Source organism: Serratia nevei, assembly GCF_037948395.1.
Lineage (GTDB): Bacteria > Pseudomonadota > Gammaproteobacteria > Enterobacterales > Enterobacteriaceae > Serratia > Serratia nevei.
Window position 1 is genome coordinate 2,105,634 of the sequence record NZ_CP149940.1, and the last position, 24,172, is coordinate 2,129,805.

Below are 24,172 nucleotides of genomic sequence, written 5' to 3' on the forward strand. Positions count from 1 at the left end.
CGTCTCTCCTGAAAATAAGTTTAACGGGCTAGCGGCACGGGGCGCTGAGCCGTTGAATCGGGCCGTCTTCCCCGGCAGACAGGCGATAATGCAGCGTGCACTGCTGGCCGGGGGCGTCGCCCCAGTTCAGCGTCAGTTCCCCGGCGCGCTTATCGCTGCGCAGATACACCTGATTGGCCTGGCCGACCATGCCTACGCTGTTGCCCGCGTTGTCCAACACGTTGGCGCCCATCGGGATCGGTGCGTTATCGGGCCGCTGCGCGGTGATCAGCAGCGCCTGGCCGCGCACGGTGTTGAAGTGCAGGCGCACCGTGGCTCCTGCATAAGGAGCGACGCGCCGCTGGCCGTCTTCCAGTTCCGCTTTATCGTTCATGCCCTCGGGATTCAGCGCGACGGTGTTGTAGTGATAGGGCACCAGCGACGGTGCCAGGGCGTAGCCGAAGCGATCGACGCGCGCGCCCTGGCCGTCCATCACCCGTGCGCCGCTGGCGCCGGGCGCCTCGATCAGGGCGAAGGTATCGCCGACATACGGCCCTAATGTCACGCCGCCGCGGTGCGCCACCACCGCCCCCTGCAGCGACAGGGAGCCTTGTCGGTACTGGCGCGCGGTGGAGAACGAGCCGGTGACGTTGGCGTAAGGCAGACGGGTTTGCAGGTTGCCGCCCCAGATGCTTTGTTGGCGATCGTCATCGGTGGTGAAGTTCAGGCCGTAGCTGACCGGCTGTTCGTCGCCGACGCTGCCCGACAGCGCAGCCTGATAGTTGCCGCCCTGGCCCTGGCTGTGGTTGGCCAACAGCGAGACGCTGGGGGCGGATGACGAACGGCCGAGCGGGAAGCTCAGCGACAGGGCGGTGACGGTCTGCGCGTTCTGCGCCAGCGGCGCGCTGTAGACGTTATCCAGCGGCCCGTAGCCGCGGTAGTCGCCGTTGCTGTAGCCCAGGCTGCGGGTGCGGGTGACGGAGAGGTTAAGCGCCACGCCGTTGCCGAAGGTTTTTCCCCAGCCCAGCTGGAGCTGATTGTCGCGGCCGCGCTGATCGCGGTAGTCCTGAGTCGAGCCGGACATCGTCAGGCTGCCGAACGTCCCCATCCCCTGATTGACGGCGACCTCGAAGCGCGAACGCTGGCGGTAGGAGTCGGACTGCCAGTTTTGGCCGGTAGTGGCGGCGCGCCGTACGCCGAGCACGTCGCTGAGATCGCGAAAGCCTTCGGTGGAGTAGCGGTAGCCGGCGATGGATAAGGTGGTGTCCGTCGGGCTGAAGGTTCGGCTGTAAGAGAGGTGCAGCATCCAGCCGGAGGCACCGCCGTCCGGCAGGCTGGCGTGGGAATAGGTGGTGTCCATGCCGAAGGCGCCCAGCCAGCTGCTGTACACGCCGCCCAGCATCATCGCCTGATAACCGTCCGCCAGCTGGTTGCCGAGGTTGAAGGTCAGGGCGTTGGTCAGGCCGTGCTGCCAGGTCACTTCGCTGAACAGATCGTTGTCGCCGACGTAGCGGGAACTGCCGACGATCGCGGAGTAGCGCGACTGACCGGGGCGGATGGATTCCGGCACCGCGGCGAACGGCACGGTGAAGGTACTGACGCTGCCGTCGGCTTCCGTCACCACCACGGTGAGATCGCCGGCGTAGTTGGTGGCGTACAGATCGTTGATGGCGAACGGCCCCGGCGCGACGGTGGTTTCATACAGCGTGCTTTTGCCCTGCAGCACCGTCACGCGCGCGTTGCTTTTCGCCACGCCGCGTACCACCGGCGCATAGCCGCGCTGCGAATCCGGCAGCATGCGGTCGTCCGAACTGAGCTGAATACCGCGAAATCCCAGGCCGGAGAAGAAGTGCCCGTCGGTAAAGCCTTCGCCCAACAGCATTTCGCTGCGCCAGGGCAAAATTGCGCGCTGGACGTAGCGGCGGCTGGTGTCCAGGTGGCCGCCGAACTCCCGATCGTAGCGGTAGCTGGACTGCTGGCGGTAGCGCCATAGCCCGAGGTTGAACCCGCCGTTCAGGTTGGCGTAGGTCGAGTCGAGATCGCGGGTTTGCCCCTGTCGGTAGCTGACGTGGTACTGGTTGAGGTTGTAATTGACGAAGGCCATCGATTCGCCGCTGTCCAGGCTGGCGGGATTGACGCTGCCGCGCGGCTGGCCGTTCAACAGCGCCTGCGGAATGCTCAGATCCAGCCGCAGCCGCGAAATGTCCGCGTTCACCGCGATGTCCTTGAGATCCCGACCGGGCAGCAGGCATTCTGCTTCGGCGGCCGCCGGCGGATTTTTCAGCCCGAAGCGCGCCAACTGCGGCCGATCGAAACAGGGCAGCACCTGCTGGCCTGCGCGCACGAAGCGAATTTGGTCGCGCTCGAGAAACTGGCCGTTGAGGTACAGATCGATCTGATAGCTGCCGGGAGCAACGGCGTCCTGCTGGTTGAACTGGCTCAGGGCGCTGTTGCTCAGCACGCTGCCGCGCAGCAGCGCGGGATCGAAGGTATAGCCGTCGGCGGCGGCGCAGCTCAGCGGCAGCGCCAGCAGCGCGCAACACCAGCGCGCAGGCAGCGGCGTCGCCTTGCGGACATCGAACATGAAAACCTCCCTGTCTGGTTTCAGCGCGCGACGTCCAGGGTGCGTGAGATTTCCACCCCATAGTCATTGATGACGCGCAGTGCGACCTGCCGCACCTCCCCGTTCACCGGCCAACTGGCCTGCGAAAACGGCGGGATCAGATCCGCCTGCGGGATGGTGATGCGCTTCGCGCCGCTCAGGATCGCGGCCTGGCTGACGTTGGCGAAGTAGCCGGTCGGGTTGTCGACGCGCAGCGCGTTACCGGCCTGGCGCAGGCTGAGCCGATCGATGACGTGGTTGGCGTCGCCGGCCAACCCGGCGGGGCGATAGAACACCTTCAGCCGATTGGTGACCACCAGCAGCAGTTTGTTCTTGTCGCTGTCCGTCTGGCGCACGGCGGGCACCTGCAGGAAGTTGAGGTAGAACAGCGATTCGCGATCGCGCGGCAGCGGCTGGCCGACGAACGACAGCCGCACCATCTGCCCGCTGTGCGGATTCATGCGGAAGATTTGCGGCGAGGCGACAAAGGGCGCATCGGCGTTTTCCGGCGTGGATTTGGGGTTATTGATGTCGAGCCAGATCTGCATCAGCGCCGGGGTGCCGTCGTCGTTGGTGAACTGCAGCGTTTTTTCCCGCGCCTCGGCGGGGTAGATCACGCGGTTGCCGAGCAGCGTCACGCTGGCCGACGCGTGGGTAGCGGCAAAACTCATCAGGCAAAGCGACAGGGCGGCCCATCGGCGGGCGGAGCGGGTTATCTGCGGCATAAACGTGAACCGATAAAGGGAGCGAGTCATTCAGCGCCGCCCGGCGAAGGGCGGCGCTGGCATCAACAGGTATGGCGCCTGACGCCGGCTTATTTGTAGCTAATGGCGAACTGTGCGGTGGCGATCACCGAACCGGCCGCCACGCCGGTGTCTTCCGCGTAGTAGCGGGCCACCAGGTTCTGCGAGGTGGAGGTGGCGTCTTTGGCCAGCGTCATCGCCGACGTGGTGACGGTCGAACCGCTGGCGAACGACAGCGGCGTGGTGGCGTCGCTGTCCAGCAGTTGAATGGACACTTTGGCCGCATCGCCCGCGTTGCCCAGGTTGCCGTTGGTGGTTGGGTTGTTGCCCGCCAGCACGGTTTTGATCGCCGTATCGCTGGTTGCGGCCGCACAGCCGGTCACGTTGACGGTGAAGGTGGTGTCGCCGGCGGTGGCGCCTTTGGTGGCGAGTTTGCTGGCGGCGACGGTCGGCAGCAGAACGACCGGGTTGGATTGGTTGCCGTTAATATTCACCGAGCAGGTTTGCGTGCTGACTTCGCCTTTAAATTGCACCGTATTGGACGAAGCGGCCGCACAGGCGCCGGAGAGAGCCAGCATGGATAATGCGACTAATTTAACATTCATGTGAAATGCCCTTTAATTTACTTTAGAGAAAAGCTTTCCTGACAGTAATAAATTACTGACGTGCGGTTGTGGGTTAATCATGTTGCGCAATTGTTTTTTAAACGCGTCGGCAAACATGGATTTTCATCCTAACAAACTAAGAATTTTCCCTATAGGTGTTTTGAATAAGGCAATAAGACGAGAAGGCCTGCTGTTACATTTTTTTTCATTTGTGCTTATATCATACAAAATAGAAAATAGATCTATATCATTACGTTGCGATTTTATTGGATCGCCAGTTTTTGTGATTGAAATAATTTGAAACATTCATGCCTTTTTTGCGTATTAATCAACGTGCTGACGGTTGCGTGATTATTTGAAAAACATGTTATCAAGATGTTTTATATCGGTGTGCTTTGCAGGCGAATTACCCCAAAAAAGAGCAGCGACAAGCCGCCTGAGGTGTGGAAGCATGCGTCCATGCTGATAAGGAGAATTAAAGTGAGAGTGATTTATATCGATGGTTCACCGCTGTGCCGGCTGGGCATGAAAACATTATTGGGCGGTGGGGTGATAACCTTATCCTCACCCAATATGAATATCATTAAAAATATAAGCCCGGCGCCTGATTTAATTATTATGGAGTTTCCCCAGGAGATTTACCGGTTCGAGGCGTATTTAAAATTCATTAAATATTCACGCAGTGAATATAAAGACGTCCGGTTACTGTTCTTCATCGATAAGACTTCACCGCTGATCCTGGCGTTTATCGCTGCGGCGCAGCCGGATGCGATTTTGCACAAACGGGAAGCGCTGCAGGTGGTGCGAGAGACCTGCGCAACGCTGGCCCGCCAGGAGACGAGCGAACGGCACGTGGTGAACCGGCAGCGGGCGGCGGCAATCACGCCTGGCGAGGCAGCGGTGCTGTGTGAAACCGCCCGCACCGAAGATATCCGCCTGACCGCGCGGCGGCTTAACCTGCACCCGAAAACCGTTTATTCGCACCTCAATAACGCCGGCAAAAAGTTCGGCATCCGCAATCGGGTTGAACTGCTGAAGATGATTGCGCTGTTGTAGCGCGCCGTTAGCGGGTTTTGCCGACGGCCAGCCGCCATCGCGTGATCTCATCGGCGCCGGGCCCGGCGGCCAGCGCCAGGTTTTGCGGCGGCAGCGATTCGCCGGTCACGGCATCGACCACGCGCAGAGTGGCGGGGTGGCCAGTCGCACGGTCGACCACGCGCAGCGGCGGCCCGGCCAGCTCGGACAGGTTCCACTTGTCGCCAATCTGGATCATCGCCATCACCAGCAGACCGAGATCTTTTCCCTTCTCCGTCGGAAGATACTCGTAGCGATCGGGGCGCGTCTGGTATTGCCGCTTTTCGATAAGGCCGCTGCCTTCCAGCGCCTTGAGCCGATCGGCCAACGTGTTGTTGGTGATGCCGGTCGATTGGCGCAGATCGTCATAGCGCGAGAGCCCCAGCAACAGATCGCGCATGAGAATCGCGCCCCAGCGATCGCCCAATGCCGACAGCACGTGGGCCACCGAACACGTCATGCCCTCAAAACCTTTTGCTTTCACGTTGCCTTGCCTCCGTTTGCCGCCCTAATGCGGATAATTTTATCGCCTCGGCTTGATCACTTCAATGATTGGAGTTATTACTCTTATTATTGGAGTTTTGTTTGACACAGGCTGCCGACCAGAACGATTGTCGATACCCCGCAGCTTTACCGAGGAGAAAACGTTATGCCACTGTGGCAGATTTACCACCCTGAGCCGGCCTTCAGCGCCGCCGATAAACGCGCGATTGCGCAGAAGGTCACCGCCCTGTACCAGGACTTTTTGCCGCGCTTCTACGTCAACGTCTTCTTCCACGCGCTGCCGCCAGGTTCGGCCTATCTCGGCGGCGAACCGGCTGATGACTTCGTGCGGGTGACCATCGACCATATTGCGCGCGCCATGGACAACGACGCAGAGCAGCAGCAATTCCTGGCGGCCTGCACCCGCATCCTGCAACCCTACCTTGCCGCGCGCGGGTTGCGCTGGGAGCTGCACGTGGACGAAACGCCGTTCTCACTGTGGACTATCGAAGGTTTGAAACCCCCGACGGCGGGGGAGAAATGGCGCAGCGAGAACCGGCCTTCGGTGTGGGAGGGGGATAACCGCGAGAAATGGACATAATGAGCAACGGTAAACGCTTGTGGACTATGAAATAATGCGTACTGTATCTGCCGAAAGAAATTGAAAGGCAGCCTCCAAGAGGCTGTTTTTCGGAAGTGTTAGAATGGATAAAAATGTCGCTTGCAGGGAGAAGCCATGTCTCATTCATCAGCGAGGAAAAAAGTGTTGAATACGGCAATGCCGCTGGCACAGAGAGCGTCTCACGCGCGCAGTTGTGCTAACCATGTGGCGAACCGATTGGGAATGACTCGCAGTGAGCTTCTAATAAAAGTTGAGAAAGAGTCAGGCTCAAATCTGGAATCACCGTTAACTGAAGAAGAGCTGATGAACGCATTCAACTATATGGAAAGCCTTTAGGATTAGGCCGCTTTAAGCCGCACAAACATCTAATATTGAGCGTTCAGATTGGAAAAGAGGCCAGTACCGTTCTTTAAGCATTGATCATGGGATCGGATACTTTAACTCTATTTCAGGCGCATCAGCTAAATACCTGCCAGAGCGGGCCATTAAATAGCCGGCAATCTCTTCGGTTGTCAGGTCAACATGGAACATATCAGGATCCTGGAACCATTCATCCGGCCAAAAAATGAGGTCTGATGGATTGCCATCAAAATTTTTCTCAAGCAGTGCAAGAGCGAAATTTTGTTCGGATTCCTTACTTTTGGCATCAGACACACAGCGAAGTGTTTGAACCAATTCATCCCAGGTAAAATCCGCATAGAATTTTTCCAGATTGAAAGCCATGCGGGTGAACTCCCTGGCACTGGTCCAGGAGGAGAAATCTCTGAAATCTGAAAACGCATAGGGGCATGCAACCTGGCTGTTCCATTCGACTATCATTGCTTCTAAAACGGAATCTTGTTCGTCAAAACCTTCGTCAATTCTTGAAAGTATCTGCTTAGCTTTGTTTGCCAGCTCATTGATCTTTTTGCTACTGACTTTTGTGGGTCTCATTCGGTCAGGTAGAGGCATCGCTAGAATCCTTATCTAACTCACTAATTAACCAAAGATTGTGAAGTCATCTTAATACAGATATTAAAGTATTGAATAGCAGAAAATTTAATCATTCTGGATGAGGGGCCTACTGAATAAAACTGTCCGTTGCTCATCGTAACGTTCAGTACGTTGCACTTTTAACATTAGATTCTTATCCAGAGCGCTAACACGCAGAATCGAGAGACAAAAAAATCCACGCCGAAGCGTGGATTTTTCCGTTTCCGGCAGCGGAGAAATACGCTGCGGGGAAGGGGTTAGACGTTGAACAGGAAGTTCATCACGTCGCCGTCTTTGACGATGTAGTCTTTACCTTCTGATCGCATTTTACCGGCTTCTTTGGCGCCTTGTTCACCCTTGTAGGTGATGAAGTCGTCGAAGGCGATGGTTTGCGCGCGGATAAAGCCTTTCTCGAAGTCGGTGTGGATCTTGCCGGCCGCCTGCGGGGCGGTGGCGCCGACCGGGATGGTCCAGGCGCGTACTTCTTTCACGCCGGCGGTGAAGTAGGTCTGCAGGTTCAGCAGCTCGTAACCGGCGCGGATCACGCGGTTCAGGCCCGGCTCTTCCAGGCCCAGCTCGGCCATGAACTCGTCGCGCTCTTCGTCTTCCAGCTCGGCGATATCGGATTCCACAGCGGCGCACACGGCAACTACCACGGAGCCTTCGGCATCGGCGATTTTACGCACGGTGTCCAGGTACGGGTTGTTCTCGAAGCCGTCTTCGTTAACGTTGGCGATGTACATGGTCGGCTTCAGGGTCAGGAAGCTCAGGTATTTGATCGCCGCTTTGTCTTCTGCAGTCAGATCCAGCGCGCGCAGCATACCGGCGTTTTCCAGGTGCGGCAGGCATTTCTCCAGCGCCGCCAGCTCGGCCTTGGCGTCTTTGTCGCCGCCTTTGGCTTTCTTCTGCACGCGGTGGATGGCACGCTCGCAGGTGTCCAGGTCAGACAGCGCCAGCTCGGTGTTGATGACGTCGATGTCTTCGGCCGGATCGACCTTGTTGTTGACGTGGATGATGTTGTCGTTCTCGAAGCAGCGCACCACGTGGCCGATGGCTTCGGTTTCACGGATGTTGGTCAGGAACTGGTTGCCCAGGCCTTCACCCTTGGAGGCGCCTTTCACCAGGCCGGCGATGTCGACGAATTCCATGGTGGTTGGCAGAATGCGCTGCGGCTTGACGATCTCGGCCAGCTTATCCAGACGCGGATCGGGCATCGGCACCACACCGGTGTTCGGTTCAATGGTGCAGAACGGGAAGTTGGCTGCTTCAATGCCCGCTTTGGTCAACGCGTTGAACAGGGTGGATTTGCCTACGTTAGGCAGGCCGACGATACCGCATTTGAATCCCATGTTGTAATCACCTTAAATATCTTAACTATCAGCCGGTTAGGTTTAATCGACTGCATAAAGGGCAAAATAATGCCGCCATTATACACGTAATGGGCGTTTATCTCGATCAGACTTGTTTGGCCGGGGCGAGCCCAGCACCCGCGGCCGGTTTTTGATTGAGATTTGGATCACATTTACCCATACTGGCCGTTCCGATTAACCGACAGGAAACGCGCCGGATGTATTTCTTGCCTACGCCACCCTGAGCTGTGCCCGCCTGCAGTCTGCCGCCCCTTGCGGCTCCCCATACCCGCTACGCGGGGAGATGATGTCATCTGTCATAAGTGAATAATGCATGTTTAACCTGAGTAACGTCAGGATCGCGGACGTTAAAAATGAAGTCCTGGCGGGCTTTGTGGTGGCGGTTTCGATGATCCCCGAGGCGGTCGGCTTTTCGCTGGTCGCCGGTCTTTCGCCGATCGTCGGTTTGCATACCGCGTTTATCATCGGCCTGGTCACGGCGCTGTTCGGCGGCAAGCCGGGCATGGTTTCCGGCGCCGCCGGCTCCATTGTGGTGGTGCTGATGAGCCTGGCGGCGCAGTACGGCATGGGCTACGTGCTGTGGGCCACGCTGTTTGCCGGGGCGATTCAAATCCTGATTGGCGCCTTCCGGTTGGGCAAGTTCATTCGTCTGGTGCCGCTGCCGGCGATCCACGGCTTCGTCAACGGTTTGGCGATCGTCATCATGCTGGCGCAGCTGAAGATGATCGCCGGGCAGGGGCCGCTGATGTACGGCCTGGTGGCGCTGGCGATTGCGGTGGTGGTGCTGTTCCCGCGCCTGACCAAGGCCATTCCGTCTTCGCTGGCGGCGCTGCTGGTGGTTTCGGCGTTGGCGATCGGCCTCAATCTGCACACGCTGCGGGTGGGCGATCTGGCGGACATTTCCGGCGCGCTGCCGCACTTCAGCCTGCCGACGGCGCCGTTCACTCTGGAGATGGTGCGGGTGGTGTTGCCCTATGCGGTGGTGATCGCCCTGGTCGGTTTGATTGAATCGCTGCTGACCATGACGGTGCTGGATGAAATGGGCGGCAAGAAGGGGAACGGCAACCGCGAAAGCATCGCGCAGGGCGCCGGTAACGCGGTGTGCGGCCTGTTCGGCTGCTTCGCCGGCTGCGCGATGATCGGCCAGTCGATCATCAACTTTACCTCGGGCGGGCGCGGGCGCCTCTCCGGCACGGTGGGCGCCATCCTGCTGATTCTGTTCGTGGTCAGCCTGTCGCGCTATATCGGCCTGCTGCCGGTGGCAGCGCTGGCTGGGGTGATGCTGGTAGTGTGTTACAACACCTTCGAGTGGAGCTCGCTGCGCCGTTTGCGCCGCATGCCGAAGGCGGACGCGCTGGTGATGATCGCCGTCACGCTGATCACCATTTTTACCGATCTGGCCGTGGCGGTGATCAGCGGGGTGATTATCTCGGCGCTGGTGTTCGCCTGGCAGCAGGCGCGCATCCGCGTGCGCCAGCGGCAGGTGACGGGTGACGTGGCGGTGTATCAACTGGATGGCCCGCTGTTCTTCGGCTCCGCTGCCGCTTTCGCCGAGTTGTTCGATCCGCAGAGCGATGCGCAGAACGTGGTGCTGGATTTTGCCGGCACCCGGGTGATGGATTCCAGCGGCGTAGAGGCGATCGATAAGCTGACGGCACGTTACCTGGCGGCGGGAAAAAGCATTCGGCTGCGCCACCTGAGCGGTGACTGCGTGCGCCTGCTCAAGCGCGCCGGGCCGTTCTGCAGCCATGAGCTGGACGATCCGCAGTATTACGTGGCGGAAGAGGGCTTCACCGCCGATGACCGCCGCGTGAGCGAGGAGACCTTCAACCCGCGCGGCTAAATGCACCGCGCGGCTAAATGCAGGCAGCGGGCAGGGCGCCCGCTGCGGCAAGGTTCAGGCCTGCGCCTTGAAGCTGTGCAGGCGCTGAACGGTTTTTTCCAGCCCGTCCTTCATCAGCATCTCGGTGCAGCGCAGCGACTCGTCGATCGCTTCGTCAATCATCTTCTGCTCGCCGGCCGGCGGTTTGCCGAGCACGAAGCCCACCACCTTGTTCTTGTCGCCCGGATGGCCGATGCCGATGCGCAGGCGGTAGAAGTTCGGGTTGTTGCCGAACTTGTTCTGGATGTCCTTCAGGCCGTTGTGGCCGCCGTTGCCGCCGCCGAGCTTGATTTTGGCCACGCCGGGCGGCAGATCCAGCTCGTCGTGCGCCACCAAAATCTCGTTCGGCTCGATGCGGTAGAAGTTGGCCATCGCCAGCACCGCTTTGCCGCTCAGGTTCATGAAGGTGGTCGGCACCAGCAGGCGCACGTCGTTGCCCGCCAGGTTCAAGCGGGCGGTGTAGCCGAAGAACTTGCTCTCTTCTTTCAACTGCTGATTGTGGCGCTGGGCCAGCAGATCGACGTACCAGGCGCCGGCGTTGTGGCGCGTCTGGGCATATTCCGCGCCCGGGTTGGCCAGGCCGACTATCAATTTAATACTGCTCACTGGGAGATTCGCTATGATCAGGGTAATGGAAAGGGCCTTAGTCTACCTGCCGGGGCGGCGAATGACAAAATCCGATCTCCGCCGTCACCGTAGGTAAGAAAGACGAATGATTCATTAGCTGAATAATTCAATTTGTCCGCTAATTTTCAGCGGCGTGTTAAGAAGTGTCAATAATTCTTTACCATTTGTGATCGCCTCCGCAATCCCCTTGCCGCCACAAGGACTATACTTAACTTATCAAAGTGGGTTAACAAGTTGCAGCGTTATCCCGGTTGGCACATGGCAATCATGGAGGTGGCATATGAAACGTAGAAACGCGGACAGAATGGGCAACTTTTTTATGGGGCTGGGCCTGGTCGTGATGATCGGCGGCGTTGGATACTCCATTATTGCTGAAGTATCTCAGTTCGATTTACCGCAATTTTTCGCCCACGGCGCTATCATGAGTATCTTCGTCGGTGCGCTGTTGTGGCTGGTGGGCGCGCGTATCGGCGGTCGCGAGCAGGTGGCGGATCGCTACTGGTGGGTAAAACACTTTGATAAACGGTGCCGTAACGACCAACATCGTTCGTCGCATTGATTAAAAAATCAGAAGGGAAGCGAGAGCAGGGCAAGGGAATATCTGCCGTGCATTAAGGTTTGAGGTCATGTTGGACTACGAGTAGAAAACCCGTTGTTGCTCACGCACCAACGGGTTTTTCTTTTTCTGCTGTCGGGCACGCTATCTTTCCGGCACGGTGGGCGCCGCACCGGAAAGACGACGCATCAATGCTCGAACATCGCAGAGATCGACTCTTCGTTGCTGATGCGGCGGATGGCTTCAGCCAGCATGCCGGACAGGGTCAGAGTGCGAACGTTTTTCAGTGCCTTGATTTCCGGCGACAGCGGAATGGTGTCGCAGACGATCACTTCATCAATCACCGAGTTCTTGATGTTGTCCACGGCGTTGCCGGAGAAGATCGGGTGCGTCGCGTAGGCGAATACGCGCTTGGCACCGCGTTCTTTCAACGCTTCAGCCGCTTTACACAAGGTACCGCCGGTGTCGATCATGTCGTCGACCAACACGCAGTCGCGACCTGCCACGTCACCGATGATGTGCATCACCTGAGACACGTTCGCGCGCGGGCGGCGTTTGTCGATGATGGCCATGTCGGTGTCGTTCAGCAGTTTGGCGATGGCGCGGGCACGCACTACGCCGCCGATGTCCGGGGAAACCACGATCGGGTTTTCCAGGTTCTGCTGCAGCATGTCTTCCAGCAGGATCGGGCTGCCGAACACGTTGTCTACCGGTACGTCGAAGAAGCCTTGAATCTGCTCAGCATGCAGATCCACCGTCAGAACGCGGTCAACCCCTACGCTGGAGAGGAAATCGGCAACCACTTTGGCGGTGATTGGCACACGCGCGGAACGCACGCGGCGATCCTGGCGGGCATAGCCGAAGTAAGGGATAACGGCGGTAATACGACCTGCGGAGGCGCGACGCAGGGCGTCGACCATCACAACCAGTTCCATCAGGTTGTCGTTGGTCGGGGCACAGGTGGACTGGATGATGAAAATATCACCGCCGCGTACATTTTCGTTGATTTGCACGCTCACTTCGCCGTCGCTAAAACGACCTACAGCGGCGTCACCAAGGCTGGTGTACAAACGGTTGGCAATACGTTGTGCTAGTTCCGGGGTGGCGTTACCAGCAAAAAGCTTCATATCAGGCACGAGAAGAACCTCAGGCTTGCGTCCAGAGAAGATATTGTCATACGACATCGCCAAGGGGCAGTCGGCGACGCCGGCGCAATATACATACGGGTATGTAAAACTAAAATTGAGACCGCAGGCAGCGCAGGGATAACAGGGCCAGGTGTGCATGACCCTGCGCAGCGAAACGTTGAGCTACGACTCAAACCGCCCGGAACGAATGCGATGTAGTGGGGAGACGTTAACGCCGCGCGCTACAAAACCACACAACCACTCCGGGGCTTGATTTAACACCTGACGGGCGGCGATTTCTGTGTCGAATTCAGCAAACACACAAGCACCTGTGCCAGTCAGGCGTGACGGGGCGTATTCTAACAGCCATGAAAGAAGCTGTTCAACCTCGCGAAAACGTTTTCTTGCGATCGGTTCGCAATCATTTGCGTACGGCGCCTGCAACAGCTCACTTAAGGAGCGAACCGGGGTGTCTCTTTTCAATTCGGGGTCACCGAAGATAACCGGCGTCGGGATGCCGACGCCGGGATGCGCCACCAGATACCACTTTTCCTGCGGCTCGGCCGGCTGCAGGCGCTCGCCGATGCCTTCGGCGAAGGCGGCGTGGCCGCGCACGAACACCGGCACGTCGGCGCCGAGGCTGAGCCCCAGCTCGGCCAGTTGGTCGTCGCCAAGACCGCAGCGCCACAGTTCGTTGAGCGCCACCAGTACGGTGGCGGCGTTGGAGGAGCCACCGCCCAAGCCGCCGCCCATCGGTAGGCGCTTGTCGATGCTGATATCGGCGCCGCGCGGTGCGGTCTGCAGGCCGCGCTCATCGCAATAGCGCTGCAGCAAGCGGGCGGCGCGCACGATCAGGTTCTGTTCGTCCGGCACGCCGTCGACCGGCGTCAGCAGATGAATGCGGTCGTCCTGGCGCGGGTCAATGGTCAGGGTGTCGCCGTAGTCCAAAAACTGAAACAGCGTCTGCAGCAGGTGATAGCCGTCTTCACGACGGCCGGTGATGTACAAAAACAGGTTGAGTTTCGCGGGGGAGGGCCACTGGCGAATCATTTGAGCGTCCAGTTATCCATCTTCAGCTTGATGCGCTGCTCACCCTGCTGCAGCTCCAGACGGTTCGGCAGCGTCGGCTGCACCTCGTTGCTGTAGCCCTGGTAATCCACCTTCCAGGTCTGGCCGCCTTGCTGATAGGTCAGCTTGTTCAGGCGATATTGGTCATCCAGCGCAAAATCGTTGGCTTCGCCCGGCAGGCCGAGCATCCACTGGCGCAGGTTGTTCAGCGGGATCGCCATGCCGGTCAGCTTGCGGATCATCTCTTCCGGGTTGTCGCTGACGTAGCGTTTGCCCTGGTTGTCGGTCAGCTGCACCACGTTTTTCTGCACGTTGAGATCCATTTCCGTGCTGCCCAGCGGGTTGGTCAACAGCAGACGATAGCGCTCCGGCGAGAACTGCTGCCAGAAGAAGCGGGCGTAGACTTTTTTCTGATCAGACAAGTAGGCGAAGGAGCCGCGGGTCTGATAGGTGCTGAGCTGCTGCACCGCCTGCTCATGGGCGCGCCACTGCGGAGAAGTCGGGCTGGTGGCCGGGCCGCTCGGCTTGGTGGTGGTACAGGCGGCCAGCACCAGGCTGGCCAGCGGGATCAGACGGAGCAAACTAACTTTGCGTATTGGCATAACTTTCTCTTGTCCTTTTGTCCTTGCGGGCATGCGCGACGAAACCCGAATACAGCGCTCACGCTAACGGGGCGGCGGCGGCGCGTCAATTTTTTGCTGCATCGCGTTGAATCTTGCCGCTTTTACCGGCGCAATGCCAACCCGGTACGCGCATTGGGGCGTCATTAAGATTAACACAATCGTTTCGTGCCGTTGTCCGGGGGCAACAATTTTCGATACGGCGGGGTGACCGCCGTTAGCGTTTGGTTGATGTTTACCTCGCTATGCTGCCGGGGGTTTTTGTTGCGGGAAATAATCGAATGAAGATTGCGGCGCGGATAATCATTTCGCTTCTGTGCTTTGCCGGCGCGGTATTTTTTTATTTTCAGGCCAAGCAGGTTTTTTGCCAGCAGGTCTCTTTTATCCTGGATCCCTCCTACCGTTGCGGCACGCTGGGTTGGTAAACGCGCGGATTATAAGCGGATAACCTGCAGGTTTTACCGAATCCTGTGCGGGAGATCGCATCCTGCGCTAAAATTCAGTATGTTATGTCGTCAAATTATAAATCATCTCACTGTATTTATTAATTATTCATCGATTGATGCCGTCTATGGCAATGATTGAACGGAAGATGCGGTTGTTACTTTTATTGATCCTGCGCATCAAGTAGAATGCCGTTCAACGAGAACCCGTACCAAGATAAGTATTACTCGAAGCAATGACCCTGCTGGCGTTAGGTATAAATCACAAAACCGCTCCGGTTTCTCTGCGTGAAAGGGTGACCTTCTCGCCAGAGTCCATCGATGAGGCGCTGACCAGCTTGCTCCAACAACCGTTGGTGCAGGGCGGCGTCGTGTTGTCCACCTGCAACCGCACCGAGCTGTACCTCAGCGTAGAGCAGCAGGAACACATGCACGAGCAGCTGGTCGCCTGGCTGTGCGCCTACCACAACCTGCGCCCGGAAGAGGTGAAGAAAAGCCTGTACTGGCATCAGGGCAACGACGCGGTCAGCCATTTGATGCGGGTGGCCAGCGGGTTGGACTCATTGGTGCTGGGCGAACCGCAGATCCTCGGGCAGGTGAAAAAAGCTTTCGCCGAGTCGCAACGCGGCCAGTCGCTGTCCGGCGAGCTGGAGCGTCTGTTCCAGAAATCCTTCTCCGTCGCCAAGCGCGTGCGTACCGAAACCGACATCGGTGCCAGCGCGGTCTCCGTGGCTTTTGCCGCCTGTACCCTGGCGCGCCAGATCTTCGAATCGCTGGCCGATCTCAACGTCTTGCTGGTGGGCGCCGGTGAAACCATCGAGCTGGTGGCGCGCCACCTGCGCGAACACAAAGTGCGGCACATGATCATTGCCAACCGCACCCGCGAACGCGCCCAGCTGCTGGCGGACGAAGTCGGCGCGGAGGTGATCACCCTGCCGGAGATCGACGAACGCCTGGCGGACGCCGACATCATCATCAGTTCCACTGCCAGCCCGCTGCCGATCATCGGCAAGGGGATGGTGGAGCGCGCGCTGAAGGCGCGCCGCAACCAGCCGATGCTGCTGGTGGATATCGCCGTACCGCGCGACATCGAACCGGAAGTCGGCAAACTGGCCAACGCCTATCTCTACAGCGTGGACGATCTGCACGCCATCATTCAAAGCAACCTGGCGCAGCGCAAAGCGGCGGCGGTGCAGGCGGAGTCGATCGTGCAGCAAGAAAGCACCAACTTCATGGCCTGGCTGCGCTCGCAGGGCGCGGTGGAAACCATCCGCGACTACCGTTCGCAGGCCGACCAAATTCGCGCAGAGATGGAGGCCAAAGCGCTGGCCGCCATCGCGCAGGGCGCCAACGTGGAGCAGGTTATTCACGAGCTGGCCCATAAACTGACCAACCGTCTTATTCATGCCCCTACCAAATCCCTCCAGCAGGCCGCCGGCGACGGCGACGTGGAGCGGTTGCAGTTATTACGCGACAGCCTCGGGCTGGATCAGCATTAGTTTTCTCTATTAACAGGGTTTATTACCACGCATGAAGCCTTCTATTGTTGCCAAACTGGAAGCGTTACAAGAGCGCCATGAAGAAGTGCAGGCGCTGCTCGGCGATGCCGGCGTTATCGCCGACCAAGACCGGTTCCGCGCACTGTCGCGAGAATACGCGCAGCTGACCGACGTCAGCCGCTGCTTCCTGGAATGGCGTCAGGTGCAGGAGGATCTGGAGACGGCGGAAATGATGCTGGACGATCCGGAAATGCGCGAGATGGCGCAGGAAGAGCTGAAACAGGCGCGGGCGGCCAGCGAAGAGCTGGAACAGCAGCTGCAGGTGTTGCTGCTGCCGAAAGATCCGGACGATGAGCGCAGCTGCTTCCTCGAAGTGCGCGCCGGCACCGGCGGCGATGAGGCGGCGATCTTCGCCGGCGATCTGTTCCGCATGTACAGCCGCTATGCGGAAAGCCGCCGCTGGCGCGTCGAGGTGATGAGCGCCAACGAAGGCGAACACGGCGGTTTCAAAGAAGTGATCGCCAAAGTCTCCGGCGACGGCGTGTACGGTCAGCTGAAGTTTGAATCCGGCGGCCACCGCGTGCAGCGCGTGCCGGAAACCGAATCCCAGGGGCGCATCCACACCTCCGCCTGCACCGTGGCGGTGATGCCGGAAGTGCCGGAAGCCGAGCTGCCGGACATCAACCCGGGCGATCTGAAAATCGACACCTTCCGCTCCTCCGGCGCCGGTGGCCAGCACGTTAACACCACCGACTCGGCAATCCGCATCACCCACCTGCCGACCGGCATTGTGGTGGAGTGCCAGGACGAGCGTTCACAGCACAAAAACAAAGCCAAGGCGATGTCGGTGCTGGGCGCGCGCATTCGCGCCGCCGAGATGGCCAAGCGCCAGCAGGCCGAGGCGTCCACTCGCCGCAACCTGCTGGGCAGCGGCGACCGTTCCGACCGTAACCGCACCTACAACTTCCCGCAGGGGCGGGTGACCGACCACCGCATCAACCTGACGCTCTACCGCCTGGACGAAGTGATGGAAGGCAAACTGGACATGCTGATCCAGCCGATCGTGCAGGAGTATCAGGCCGATCAGCTGGCTGCGCTGTCCGCCGAGCAAGAGTGATGGACTATCAACACTGGCTGAAAGCCGCCGCCGCGCGTTTGACCCACAGCGACAGCGCCCGGCGCGACGCGGAAATCCTGTTGGGTTTCGTGACCGGCAAGGCCAGAACCTTCCTGATGGCGTTCGGTGAAACCCTGCTGACGCCGCCGCAGCAACAGCAGCTGGAGACGCTGCTGGCGCGCCGCGAACGCGGTGAGCCGGTGGCCTATCTGGTGGGCGAGCGCGAATTTTGGTCGCTGCCGCTGTCGGTTTCACCCGCAACGCTGATCCCACGCCCGGATACCGAATGCCTGGTGGAGCTGGCGCTGGCGCGCCTGCCGCCGCAACCCTGCCACTTCCTCGATCTCGGCACCGGCACCGGCGCCATCGCGCTGGCGCTGGCCAGCGAGCGCCCGGACTGTTCGGCTATCGGCGTCGATGTGCAGCCGGAAGCGGTCGCGCTGGCGCAGCACAATGCGCACAAGCTGAAGATCGACAACGTCCGATTTCTACAGGGCAGCTGGTTTGCGCCGGTGGCGGGGCAACGCTTCGCGCTGATCGCCAGCAATCCGCCCTATATCGACGCCGCCGATCCGCATTTGTCGCAGGGCGACGTGCGCTTCGAGCCCGGCAGCGCGCTGGTCGCCGCCGATCGTGGGTTGGCGGATCTGGCCGCCATCGTGCGCCAGGCGCCGCACCATTTGCAGCCCCAGGGCTGGCTGCTGTTGGAACATGGCTGGCAGCAGGGCGAGAGCGTGCGTGCGCTGCTGCAGGCCGCCGGATTTTCCGCTGTCGCCACCCACCGTGATTATGGCGACAACGACCGCGTGACGCTCGGCCAATGGCCGGGATAAGCGCCTCTCATAATAACGACGCCCGAGCCATTTAAGGGAGCATCATGACTGCATACACCGCGTTGAAACATTTCCATTTGCTGACGGTCGCCATCAGTATTACCTTGTTTGTGCTGCGTTTCTTTTGGCAGTGGCGCCGCTCGCCGATCATGGGCCGCCGCTGGGTCAAGGTAGCGCCGCACCTGAACGACACGCTGCTGTTCGTCAGCGGCATCGCGCTGGTGGTGACGTTCGGGTTTTATCCGCTGCTGGGTATGGACTCATGGCTGACCGAGAAGCTGTTTGGCGTTATTATCTATATCCTGCTTGGCTACGTCGCATTGGGCAAGAAGACCAAAAGTCAGCGGCTGCGAACCGTGGCGTTCGTGCTGGCGTTGGGCTGCCTGTACCTGATAATTAAACTTGCCACGACGAAAATACCGTTTCTGATGGGATACCTATGAGTAGCATTGCTGATTTTGAATTTAACGCCTCGCCGCTGAGCGAAGGGGTGATCCTGGTGTCGCAGTCGGTGCGGCGCGATTTCCCGGTTGCCGACGTGGAGCGCAAGCTGCAACAGCTGGTGGACGAAGCGCGCGCGGCGGTGCCGGTCGATATCACTCAGGAGCAGCAACTGGATGCGCTCATCGAACTGTTTTACAAGACCTGGGGATTCGGCGGCGCCAGCGGCGTGTACCGCCTGTCGGACGCCATCTGGCTGGACAAGGTGCTGGAAGCGCGGCAGGGCACGCCGGTCTCGCTGGGCACTATCTTCCTGCATATCGCCAACGCGCTGGATCTGCCGCTGCTGCCGGTGATTTTCCCCACTCAGCTGATCCTGCGCGCCGACTGGCTGGACGAAGAGCTGTGGCTGATCAACCCGCTGAACGGCGAAACCCTGAGCGAACACCAGCTGGAAGTGTGGATCAAGGGCAACCTGGGGCTGGGCGCCGAGCTGGAAGACGACGATCTCGACGAGTCGGAGAACATCATGGTGGTGCGCAAGATGCTCGATACGCTGAAGGCCGCCCTGATGGAAGAAAAGCAGCTGGAGATGGCGCTGCGCACCAGCGAAACGGTGCTGTGCTTCGATCCGGAAGATCCGTACGAGATCCGCGACCGCGGGCTGATTTACGCCCAGCTGGAGTGCAACCATATCGCGATCTCCGACCTCAACTATTTTGTCGAGCAGTGTCCTGAAGACCCGGTCAGCGAAGTGATCAAAGTACAGATCCACTCGATTGAGCCGAAACAGGTGACGCTGCATTAATTCAATGACTCCGTGCAGTTTGCAAGGCGACGGTTACAACCTTAACAAAGGCGAAAGCATGAAACAGAAAGTGGTTAGCATTGGCGATATCGACGTAGCAAACGATCTGCCGTTTGTGCTGTTTGGCGGTATGAACGTGCTGGAATCGCGCGATCTGGCGATGAGCATCTGCGAACACTACGTCACCGTGACGCAAAAACTGGGCATCCCTTACGTATTCAAAGCCTCTTTCGACAAGGCCAACCGTTCTTCCATCCACTCGTACCGCGGTCCGGGCCTGGAAGAAGGGATGAAGATCTTCGAAGAGTTGAAAAAAACCTTCGGCGTGAAAATCATCACCGACGTGCATGAAGCGGCGCAGGCGCAGCCGGTTTCCGAAGTGGTTGACGTGATCCAGCTGCCGGCCTTCCTGGCGCGTCAGACCGATCTGGTGGAAGCGATGGCGAAAACCGGCGCGGTGATCAACGTCAAGAAGCCGCAGTTCGTCAGCCCGGGGCAGATGGGCAACATCGTCGACAAGTTCAAAGAAGGCGGCAACGATCAGGTGATCCTGTGCGATCGCGGCAGCAACTTCGGCTATGACAACCTGGTGGTCGACATGCTGGGCATCAACGTGATGAAGAACGTGACCGGCGGCCATCCGGTGATCTTCGACGTGACCCACGCGCTGCAGACCCGCGATCCGTTCGGCGCCGCGTCCGGCGGCCGCCGCGCTCAGGTGGCCGAGCTGGCGCGCGCCGGTATGGCGGTTGGCCTGGCCGGCCTGTTCCTCGAAGCGCACCCGGATCCGAAAAACGCCAAGTGCGACGGCCCGTCTGCGCTGCCGTTGGACAAGCTGGAGCCGTTCCTGGCGCAGATGAAAGCCATCGACGACCTGGTGAAGAGCTTCCCGGAGCTGGATACCAGCAACTAAGCGTTCGTCGCCATAAAAAAAAGCCCGACTCGTCGGGCTTTTTTACGTTTAGGCGCCGGTGGCCGCCAGCGCTTCCGGCAGCGTCGGGTAGAACTGCAGGCGGCCCTCGATCGGCTGCACCCGCGCACGCGCCAGGGTTTTCAGCGGCTGGAACGGCACGTCGGTGATCACCAGCTTTTTGTCTGCCGGCAGCACGTCGATAAAGCGCCGCAGGGCGCTCAGGCCGCCGGCATCGAGCACCGGAACCGCATCCCATTGCAGCACGATCGTGCGGTAGCCTTCGCTGCGCGCCAGCAGTTCGGTAAAGATGCGCTCGGCGGCGGCGAAGAACAGCGGGCCGTTCACCCGCAGCACCAGGCGGCCGTCGCCGGCGCTCAGCTCACTCAGCCGCGTCATGCGGGCGATGCGGCGCATAAACAGCAGCGACGCCAGCACGATGCCCACGGTAATGGCGATCACCATATCGAACAGCACCGTCAGCGACATGCACAGCAGCAGCACCAGAATGTCGTCCTTCGGCGCCCGGCGCAGCAGATAAATCACCTTGTGCGCCTCGCTCATGTTCCAGGCGACCATCAGCAGCAGCGCCGCCATCGCCGCCAGCGGCAGGTAAGAGAGCCACGGTGCCAATACCAGCAGCGCCAACAGCACCAGCAGCGCGTGGATGATGGCGGACACCGGCGAAGTGGCGCCGGCGCGCACGTTGGCCGCCGAACGGGCAATCGCGGCGGTGGCGGTAATGCCGCCGAAGAACGGCGCGATGATGTTACCCGCACCCTGGCCGATCAGCTCGCTGTTCGAGTTGTGCTTCTTGCCGGTCATGCCGTCGAGCACCACGGCGCACAGCAGCGATTCGATCGCGCCGAGCATCGCCATCGAAAACGCCGCCGGCAGCAGGGCGGAAACGGTTTGCCAGCTCAGGGTGAACGGCTGCCCGCCGCCGCCCGGCAGATCCCAGGGCAGCAGCAGCTGCGGCAGGATCGGCGGGATGCCCTGGCCGCTGCTGCCGTCGGCCAGCAGGTAGCTGAAGCGCGAGCCGATGGTTGCCACCGGGTGGTCAAACAGCGCCAGCAGCCCCATCAGCGCGGTGCCCGCCAGCAGCGCCGGCAGGTGGCCCGGCACCCGCAGGCCGAGCTTGGGCCAGAAGATCAGGATCAGGAGCGTCACCGCGCCGATCAGGGTATCGCCGAAATCCAGCGTTGGCAGCGCCTGCAGCAGGGCGTACAGCTTGCCGACGTAATTTTCCGGCGTGTGCGCCAGCTGCAGGCCGAAGAAGTCCTTGATCTGCATGGTGGCGATGGTGATGGCGATACCGGAGGTAAAGCCGAGCGTCACCGGCAGCGGAATGTACTCGATCAGCCGGCCAAAGCGCGCCAGCCCCATCAGCAGCAGAAACACCCCGGAGATCAGCGTGGCGACCAGCAGGCCGGCCAATCCGAACTGCTGCGAAACCGGATACAGGATCACCACGAAGGCGGCGGTGGGGCCGGAGACGCTGTAGCGCGAACCGCCGCTGACGGCGATGACGATCCCGGCGATGGCGGCGGTATACAGGCCGTACTGCGGCGGCACGCCGCTGGCGATCGCCAGCGCCATCGCCAGCGGGATGGCGATAATACCGACCGTCACCCCGGCGATAGCGTCTTTCAGCAACCGCGCCAGGCTATAAGGTTCCCGCCAGCAGGCGTCTATCAGCGCGCTGAAGGGGCGAATTTTGTTTATTTCATGCGTTTTCATCTACGGTGCGTACCAAATCTTCAAAAGTGAAAGGAATGGCGGGCCCGATGAGGTCCGTCTTGTCACGTGACAGATACCATACGCCTTTTGTTCAGCGGATTACCAGACCTGTGTCAATTTGGCGCAGGAAATCAGAGAGTCGCCCTTTTGTTTGGCGCTAAATGCGGATAACAGATAAGTCAGCCGCAGATTCTGCGGCTGAAAAGGAAAGGAATAATCAAGGTTTTAACGGCTAGTGGAGCGCGGGCAGGGATAAGCCGAGAAAGTGGGCTAAAGTGCTTACCAGCAGCTGGTGATCTTCCTTCTGCGGCGCGCCGGAAATGCTGATGCTGCCGACGCAGCCGAGGCCGGCCAGGGTGAGCGGGAAGGCGCCGCCGTGCACCGAATAGTCGCGCACGCTCAGCCCGTAGCGCTCTTCCAGCGACGTTTGCCGCTGCTGCAGGCGCAGGCCGATGGCGTAAGAGCTTTTGTGAAAATGATTCACCAGATTGCGCTTGCGCCGTACCCAGTCGGCGATGTCTGGTGTGGCGCTCGGCATGGCGTAATAAAACAGCGTCTGCCCGGCCAGTTGGATCTCGATAGCGATGCTCAGGCCGCGCCGCTCGGCGGCGGTTTTCAGCGCCGCGCCCAGCTCCCAGGCGGTGGCGGCGTCAAAATGGGTAAAGGCCAGCGTCGCTTCCTGTTCGCTGAGCGCCTGCAGTTCATCGTCGATATTCATGTGGTTCTCCCCCGATAACACAAAGCACAGAGTAGCCTGAAGCGCGCATCGTGAGATAGACGGCTTGGCGATAAGATAGAACTGCTACTCTATTAATAGACTGTGTAAAATAGCCGCCGCCGAAGCGGAGACGACAGGGATGCGTTATTCAACGTCTGCATATCAACCCCTGGCGATCCCGAGGAGCCGCTGACTATTTATGACCTACATTGCGTCCATTCCCGCCATTTACAGCGACGCCTGCATCACCTACGCCACGCTGTCGGTAAGCTATTTCGTTCTCAGTAAAAATGCGCCGTTCTCCTATCGCTCTGCGCTGTGGAAGCGCGTCGTATTCGGCCTGTTGGCCGGGGTGGCGGTGCTGTATTTAAGCCAGGACCGGCTGGAGCTGACCGATAAGGTGCACTACAGCTTTTCGATGATTCCGATGATCCTGGTGACTTTTTTCGGCGGCGGTATCAGTGGGCTGGTGAGCTTTTTGTTCGCCATGGCGCTGACCGGCGGTTTCACCGTCGATAACCTGTTTATCGCCTCAATCCTGGTGCCGTTGCTGCTGTCGCGCGTGTGGCTGAAGAAATCCCACTGGGTGTTTTACCTGACGATCGGCGCCATCGCACTGTATCGCATCGCGGTGGTGTGGCTGCTGGTGGACATGAGCGGGCTATGGCTGGACGTGTTGCTGTACCAGGCGGTTTCCGCGCTCTGCCTGGCGATTTGCTACCATGCGCTGAATTTCAAAGAGCGCCACATCTACGCCTATTTCGCGATGCGCGCCCGCGCCACGACCGACAGCCTGACCCATATCAACAACCGCGCCAGCGTCGATTACCACCTGATGCTGCAGCGCGCCGAACGCCGCCCGTGCGGGCTGATGATCCTCGATCTGGATGATTTCAAAAAGATCAATGACACCTACGGCCACCCGGCCGGCGACGTGCTGCTGGCCAGCGTCGGCCGGCTGCTGCAAAACAGCGTGCGCAACGAGGACTTCGTCGGGCGTTACGGCGGCGAGGAGTTTATGGTGATCACCGCCAGCTACGATCCGCTGGTCATCGGTGGGGTGGCGGAGCGCATTCGCAGCGCGGTGGAGAGCTCGACGTTCTTGCTGAATGCCCACGATGAAGCGCACATCACGCTGTCGATCGGCGTGTCGCTGTATCTGCCCGGCATGACGCTGGACAAGGCGATCGCCATGACTGACGAAGCGTTATATGAGGCGAAGCGCAGCGGTAAAAATCGGGTGGTGGCCAGCCGCGTGATGCAGCTGGCGCCGCTGGGCGCCGGTTTCCCGCGCGAATAAGCCGCCTCCCGCCGCGCCGGCGGGAGGCGTTGG

The 24,172-nt window shown here is 59.7% G+C and carries 25 protein-coding genes; 13 read left to right on the top strand and 12 right to left on the bottom strand.

Annotated elements, in window-relative coordinates; genetic code table 11:
- Positions 1 to 28: 28 nt before the first annotated feature.
- The 3 genes from V8N38_RS10135 to V8N38_RS10145 are packed head-to-tail and all read right to left on the bottom strand — an operon-like array spanning position 29 to position 3,929.
- The gene (locus V8N38_RS10135) at positions 29 to 2,563 is read right to left on the bottom strand and encodes a fimbria/pilus outer membrane usher protein (RefSeq protein ID WP_147840274.1); all 2,535 of its coding nucleotides are present in this window, start codon (positions 2,561 to 2,563) and stop codon (positions 29 to 31) included.
- Between the two features lie 20 nt (positions 2,564 to 2,583).
- A complete protein-coding gene (locus V8N38_RS10140; RefSeq protein WP_226908247.1) occupies positions 2,584 to 3,336 on the bottom strand; it encodes a molecular chaperone in 753 nt (250 codons plus the stop codon).
- A gap of 59 nt (positions 3,337 to 3,395) precedes the next feature.
- The gene (locus V8N38_RS10145; RefSeq protein WP_015377562.1) at positions 3,396 to 3,929 is read right to left on the bottom strand and encodes a fimbrial protein; all 534 of its coding nucleotides are present in this window, start codon (positions 3,927 to 3,929) and stop codon (positions 3,396 to 3,398) included.
- Positions 3,930 to 4,304: 375 nt separating this feature from the next.
- On the opposite strand from V8N38_RS10145, the gene V8N38_RS10150 reads away from it, so the two are divergent.
- Entirely contained in the window at positions 4,305 to 4,985 is a 681-nt protein-coding gene (locus V8N38_RS10150) for a helix-turn-helix domain-containing protein (protein ID WP_225528900.1), read from the top strand.
- A gap of 7 nt (positions 4,986 to 4,992) precedes the next feature.
- On the opposite strand, the gene V8N38_RS10155 is transcribed toward V8N38_RS10150, so the two are convergent.
- Positions 4,993 to 5,487, bottom strand: a complete 495-nt coding sequence (locus tag V8N38_RS10155) for a winged helix-turn-helix transcriptional regulator (RefSeq protein WP_060419386.1) — start codon at positions 5,485 to 5,487, stop codon at positions 4,993 to 4,995.
- Positions 5,488 to 5,652: 165 nt separating this feature from the next.
- On the opposite strand from V8N38_RS10155, the gene V8N38_RS10160 reads away from it, so the two are divergent.
- Positions 5,653 to 6,087, top strand: a complete 435-nt coding sequence (locus tag V8N38_RS10160; RefSeq protein ID WP_147840273.1) for a tautomerase family protein — start codon at positions 5,653 to 5,655, stop codon at positions 6,085 to 6,087.
- A gap of 135 nt (positions 6,088 to 6,222) precedes the next feature.
- Entirely contained in the window at positions 6,223 to 6,444 is a 222-nt protein-coding gene (locus V8N38_RS10165) for a hypothetical protein (RefSeq protein WP_075335069.1), read from the top strand.
- An 84-nt stretch (positions 6,445 to 6,528) separates the two neighbouring features.
- Here the strand turns inward: V8N38_RS10165 and V8N38_RS10170 are convergent, their stop codons facing one another.
- The gene (locus V8N38_RS10170) at positions 6,529 to 7,059 is read right to left on the bottom strand and encodes a hypothetical protein (protein ID WP_060419384.1); all 531 of its coding nucleotides are present in this window, start codon (positions 7,057 to 7,059) and stop codon (positions 6,529 to 6,531) included.
- 278 nt (positions 7,060 to 7,337) lie between these two features.
- Complete coding sequence (gene ychF / locus V8N38_RS10175) at positions 7,338 to 8,429, bottom strand: redox-regulated ATPase YchF (protein ID WP_004941048.1); 1,092 nt, start codon at positions 8,427 to 8,429, stop codon at positions 7,338 to 7,340.
- A 334-nt stretch (positions 8,430 to 8,763) separates the two neighbouring features.
- On the opposite strand from ychF, the gene V8N38_RS10180 reads away from it, so the two are divergent.
- Positions 8,764 to 10,293, top strand: coding sequence for a SulP family inorganic anion transporter (locus tag V8N38_RS10180; RefSeq protein ID WP_070914791.1), 1,530 nt, complete (start codon positions 8,764 to 8,766; stop codon positions 10,291 to 10,293).
- 54 nt (positions 10,294 to 10,347) lie between these two features.
- Here the strand turns inward: V8N38_RS10180 and pth are convergent, their stop codons facing one another.
- On the bottom strand, positions 10,348 to 10,938 hold the full coding sequence (gene pth / locus V8N38_RS10185; protein ID WP_028128042.1) for an aminoacyl-tRNA hydrolase: 591 nt from the start codon (positions 10,936 to 10,938) through the stop codon (positions 10,348 to 10,350).
- 301 nt (positions 10,939 to 11,239) lie between these two features.
- On the opposite strand from pth, the gene ychH reads away from it, so the two are divergent.
- Entirely contained in the window at positions 11,240 to 11,518 is a 279-nt protein-coding gene (gene ychH / locus V8N38_RS10190; protein ID WP_025160276.1) for a stress-induced protein YchH, read from the top strand.
- Between the two features lie 185 nt (positions 11,519 to 11,703).
- Here ychH and prs read toward each other — a convergent pair whose 3' ends face one another.
- The 3 genes from prs to lolB all read right to left on the bottom strand — a co-directional run bounded on the left by prs (position 11,704) and on the right by lolB (position 14,312).
- Positions 11,704 to 12,651, bottom strand: coding sequence for a ribose-phosphate diphosphokinase (gene prs / locus V8N38_RS10195; protein WP_004941061.1), 948 nt, complete (start codon positions 12,649 to 12,651; stop codon positions 11,704 to 11,706).
- A 174-nt stretch (positions 12,652 to 12,825) separates the two neighbouring features.
- Positions 12,826 to 13,692 (bottom strand): 4-(cytidine 5'-diphospho)-2-C-methyl-D-erythritol kinase, encoded by an 867-nt coding sequence (gene ispE, locus V8N38_RS10200; protein ID WP_033638162.1) that lies wholly within the window; start codon positions 13,690 to 13,692, stop codon positions 12,826 to 12,828.
- Positions 13,689 to 14,312: a lipoprotein insertase outer membrane protein LolB gene (gene lolB / locus V8N38_RS10205; RefSeq protein WP_147840272.1), complete on the bottom strand. Its 624-nt coding sequence runs from the start codon at positions 14,310 to 14,312 to the stop codon at positions 13,689 to 13,691. The genes ispE and lolB overlap by 4 nt, the downstream gene beginning before the upstream one ends.
- Positions 14,313 to 14,611: 299 nt before the next feature.
- Between lolB and V8N38_RS10210 the strand changes: the two genes are divergently transcribed.
- The 7 genes from V8N38_RS10210 to kdsA all read left to right on the top strand — a co-directional run bounded on the left by V8N38_RS10210 (position 14,612) and on the right by kdsA (position 20,384).
- Positions 14,612 to 14,755, top strand: coding sequence for a hypothetical protein (locus tag V8N38_RS10210; protein WP_154618166.1), 144 nt, complete (start codon positions 14,612 to 14,614; stop codon positions 14,753 to 14,755).
- A 254-nt stretch (positions 14,756 to 15,009) separates the two neighbouring features.
- Positions 15,010 to 16,272 (top strand): glutamyl-tRNA reductase, encoded by a 1,263-nt coding sequence (hemA, locus tag V8N38_RS10215; RefSeq protein WP_033638164.1) that lies wholly within the window; start codon positions 15,010 to 15,012, stop codon positions 16,270 to 16,272.
- Positions 16,273 to 16,303: 31 nt separating this feature from the next.
- Positions 16,304 to 17,389, top strand: coding sequence for a peptide chain release factor 1 (gene prfA, locus V8N38_RS10220; RefSeq protein ID WP_033638166.1), 1,086 nt, complete (start codon positions 16,304 to 16,306; stop codon positions 17,387 to 17,389).
- The gene (prmC, locus tag V8N38_RS10225; protein WP_060419374.1) at positions 17,389 to 18,222 is read left to right on the top strand and encodes a peptide chain release factor N(5)-glutamine methyltransferase; all 834 of its coding nucleotides are present in this window, start codon (positions 17,389 to 17,391) and stop codon (positions 18,220 to 18,222) included. Before prfA ends, prmC begins: the two co-directional genes overlap by 1 nt.
- A 41-nt stretch (positions 18,223 to 18,263) precedes the next feature.
- Entirely contained in the window at positions 18,264 to 18,665 is a 402-nt protein-coding gene (locus tag V8N38_RS10230) for a SirB2 family protein (RefSeq protein WP_170310367.1), read from the top strand.
- Positions 18,662 to 19,471 carry an invasion regulator SirB1 gene (sirB1, locus tag V8N38_RS10235; protein WP_038872030.1) on the top strand — a complete coding sequence of 270 codons (810 nt, stop codon included), beginning with the start codon at positions 18,662 to 18,664 and terminating at the stop codon, positions 19,469 to 19,471. Before V8N38_RS10230 ends, sirB1 begins: the two co-directional genes overlap by 4 nt.
- Before the next feature lie 58 nt (positions 19,472 to 19,529).
- Positions 19,530 to 20,384, top strand: coding sequence for a 3-deoxy-8-phosphooctulonate synthase (gene kdsA, locus V8N38_RS10240; RefSeq protein ID WP_038872048.1), 855 nt, complete (start codon positions 19,530 to 19,532; stop codon positions 20,382 to 20,384).
- Positions 20,385 to 20,432: 48 nt separating this feature from the next.
- On the opposite strand, the gene dauA is transcribed toward kdsA, so the two are convergent.
- Positions 20,433 to 22,121 carry a C4-dicarboxylic acid transporter DauA gene (dauA, locus tag V8N38_RS10245; protein WP_060419372.1) on the bottom strand — a complete coding sequence of 563 codons (1,689 nt, stop codon included), beginning with the start codon at positions 22,119 to 22,121 and terminating at the stop codon, positions 20,433 to 20,435.
- A 232-nt stretch (positions 22,122 to 22,353) separates the two neighbouring features.
- Positions 22,354 to 22,839 carry a heme-degrading domain-containing protein gene (locus V8N38_RS10250; RefSeq protein ID WP_147840271.1) on the bottom strand — a complete coding sequence of 162 codons (486 nt, stop codon included), beginning with the start codon at positions 22,837 to 22,839 and terminating at the stop codon, positions 22,354 to 22,356.
- 199 nt (positions 22,840 to 23,038) lie between these two features.
- Between V8N38_RS10250 and V8N38_RS10255 the strand changes: the two genes are divergently transcribed.
- On the top strand, positions 23,039 to 24,139 hold the full coding sequence (locus V8N38_RS10255; protein WP_147840270.1) for a GGDEF domain-containing protein: 1,101 nt from the start codon (positions 23,039 to 23,041) through the stop codon (positions 24,137 to 24,139).
- Positions 24,140 to 24,172: the final 33 nt, after the last annotated feature.

Bases quoted from the DNA above. Each gene is read 5' to 3' on its own strand.
- V8N38_RS10135 (WP_147840274.1), bottom strand. From the start codon at position 2,563: ATGTTCGATGTCCGCAAGGCGACGCCGCTGCCTGCGCGCTGGTGTTGC.
- V8N38_RS10140 (WP_226908247.1), bottom strand. From the start codon at position 3,336: ATGACTCGCTCCCTTTATCGGTTCACGTTTATGCCGCAGATAACCCGC.
- V8N38_RS10145 (WP_015377562.1), bottom strand. From the start codon at position 3,929: ATGAATGTTAAATTAGTCGCATTATCCATGCTGGCTCTCTCCGGCGCC.
- V8N38_RS10150 (WP_225528900.1), top strand. From the start codon at position 4,305: ATGTTTTATATCGGTGTGCTTTGCAGGCGAATTACCCCAAAAAAGAGC.
- V8N38_RS10160 (WP_147840273.1), top strand. From the start codon at position 5,653: ATGCCACTGTGGCAGATTTACCACCCTGAGCCGGCCTTCAGCGCCGCC.
- V8N38_RS10165 (WP_075335069.1), top strand. From the start codon at position 6,223: ATGTCTCATTCATCAGCGAGGAAAAAAGTGTTGAATACGGCAATGCCG.
- V8N38_RS10170 (WP_060419384.1), bottom strand. From the start codon at position 7,059: ATGCCTCTACCTGACCGAATGAGACCCACAAAAGTCAGTAGCAAAAAG.
- ychF (WP_004941048.1), bottom strand. From the start codon at position 8,429: ATGGGATTCAAATGCGGTATCGTCGGCCTGCCTAACGTAGGCAAATCC.
- V8N38_RS10180 (WP_070914791.1), top strand. From the start codon at position 8,764: ATGTTTAACCTGAGTAACGTCAGGATCGCGGACGTTAAAAATGAAGTC.
- ychH (WP_025160276.1), top strand. From the start codon at position 11,240: ATGAAACGTAGAAACGCGGACAGAATGGGCAACTTTTTTATGGGGCTG.
- ispE (WP_033638162.1), bottom strand. From the start codon at position 13,692: ATGATTCGCCAGTGGCCCTCCCCCGCGAAACTCAACCTGTTTTTGTAC.
- lolB (WP_147840272.1), bottom strand. From the start codon at position 14,312: ATGCCAATACGCAAAGTTAGTTTGCTCCGTCTGATCCCGCTGGCCAGC.
- V8N38_RS10210 (WP_154618166.1), top strand. From the start codon at position 14,612: ATGAAGATTGCGGCGCGGATAATCATTTCGCTTCTGTGCTTTGCCGGC.
- hemA (WP_033638164.1), top strand. From the start codon at position 15,010: ATGACCCTGCTGGCGTTAGGTATAAATCACAAAACCGCTCCGGTTTCT.
- prfA (WP_033638166.1), top strand. From the start codon at position 16,304: ATGAAGCCTTCTATTGTTGCCAAACTGGAAGCGTTACAAGAGCGCCAT.
- prmC (WP_060419374.1), top strand. From the start codon at position 17,389: ATGGACTATCAACACTGGCTGAAAGCCGCCGCCGCGCGTTTGACCCAC.
- sirB1 (WP_038872030.1), top strand. From the start codon at position 18,662: ATGAGTAGCATTGCTGATTTTGAATTTAACGCCTCGCCGCTGAGCGAA.
- kdsA (WP_038872048.1), top strand. From the start codon at position 19,530: ATGAAACAGAAAGTGGTTAGCATTGGCGATATCGACGTAGCAAACGAT.
- dauA (WP_060419372.1), bottom strand. From the start codon at position 22,121: ATGAAAACGCATGAAATAAACAAAATTCGCCCCTTCAGCGCGCTGATA.
- V8N38_RS10250 (WP_147840271.1), bottom strand. From the start codon at position 22,839: ATGAATATCGACGATGAACTGCAGGCGCTCAGCGAACAGGAAGCGACG.
- V8N38_RS10255 (WP_147840270.1), top strand. From the start codon at position 23,039: ATGACCTACATTGCGTCCATTCCCGCCATTTACAGCGACGCCTGCATC.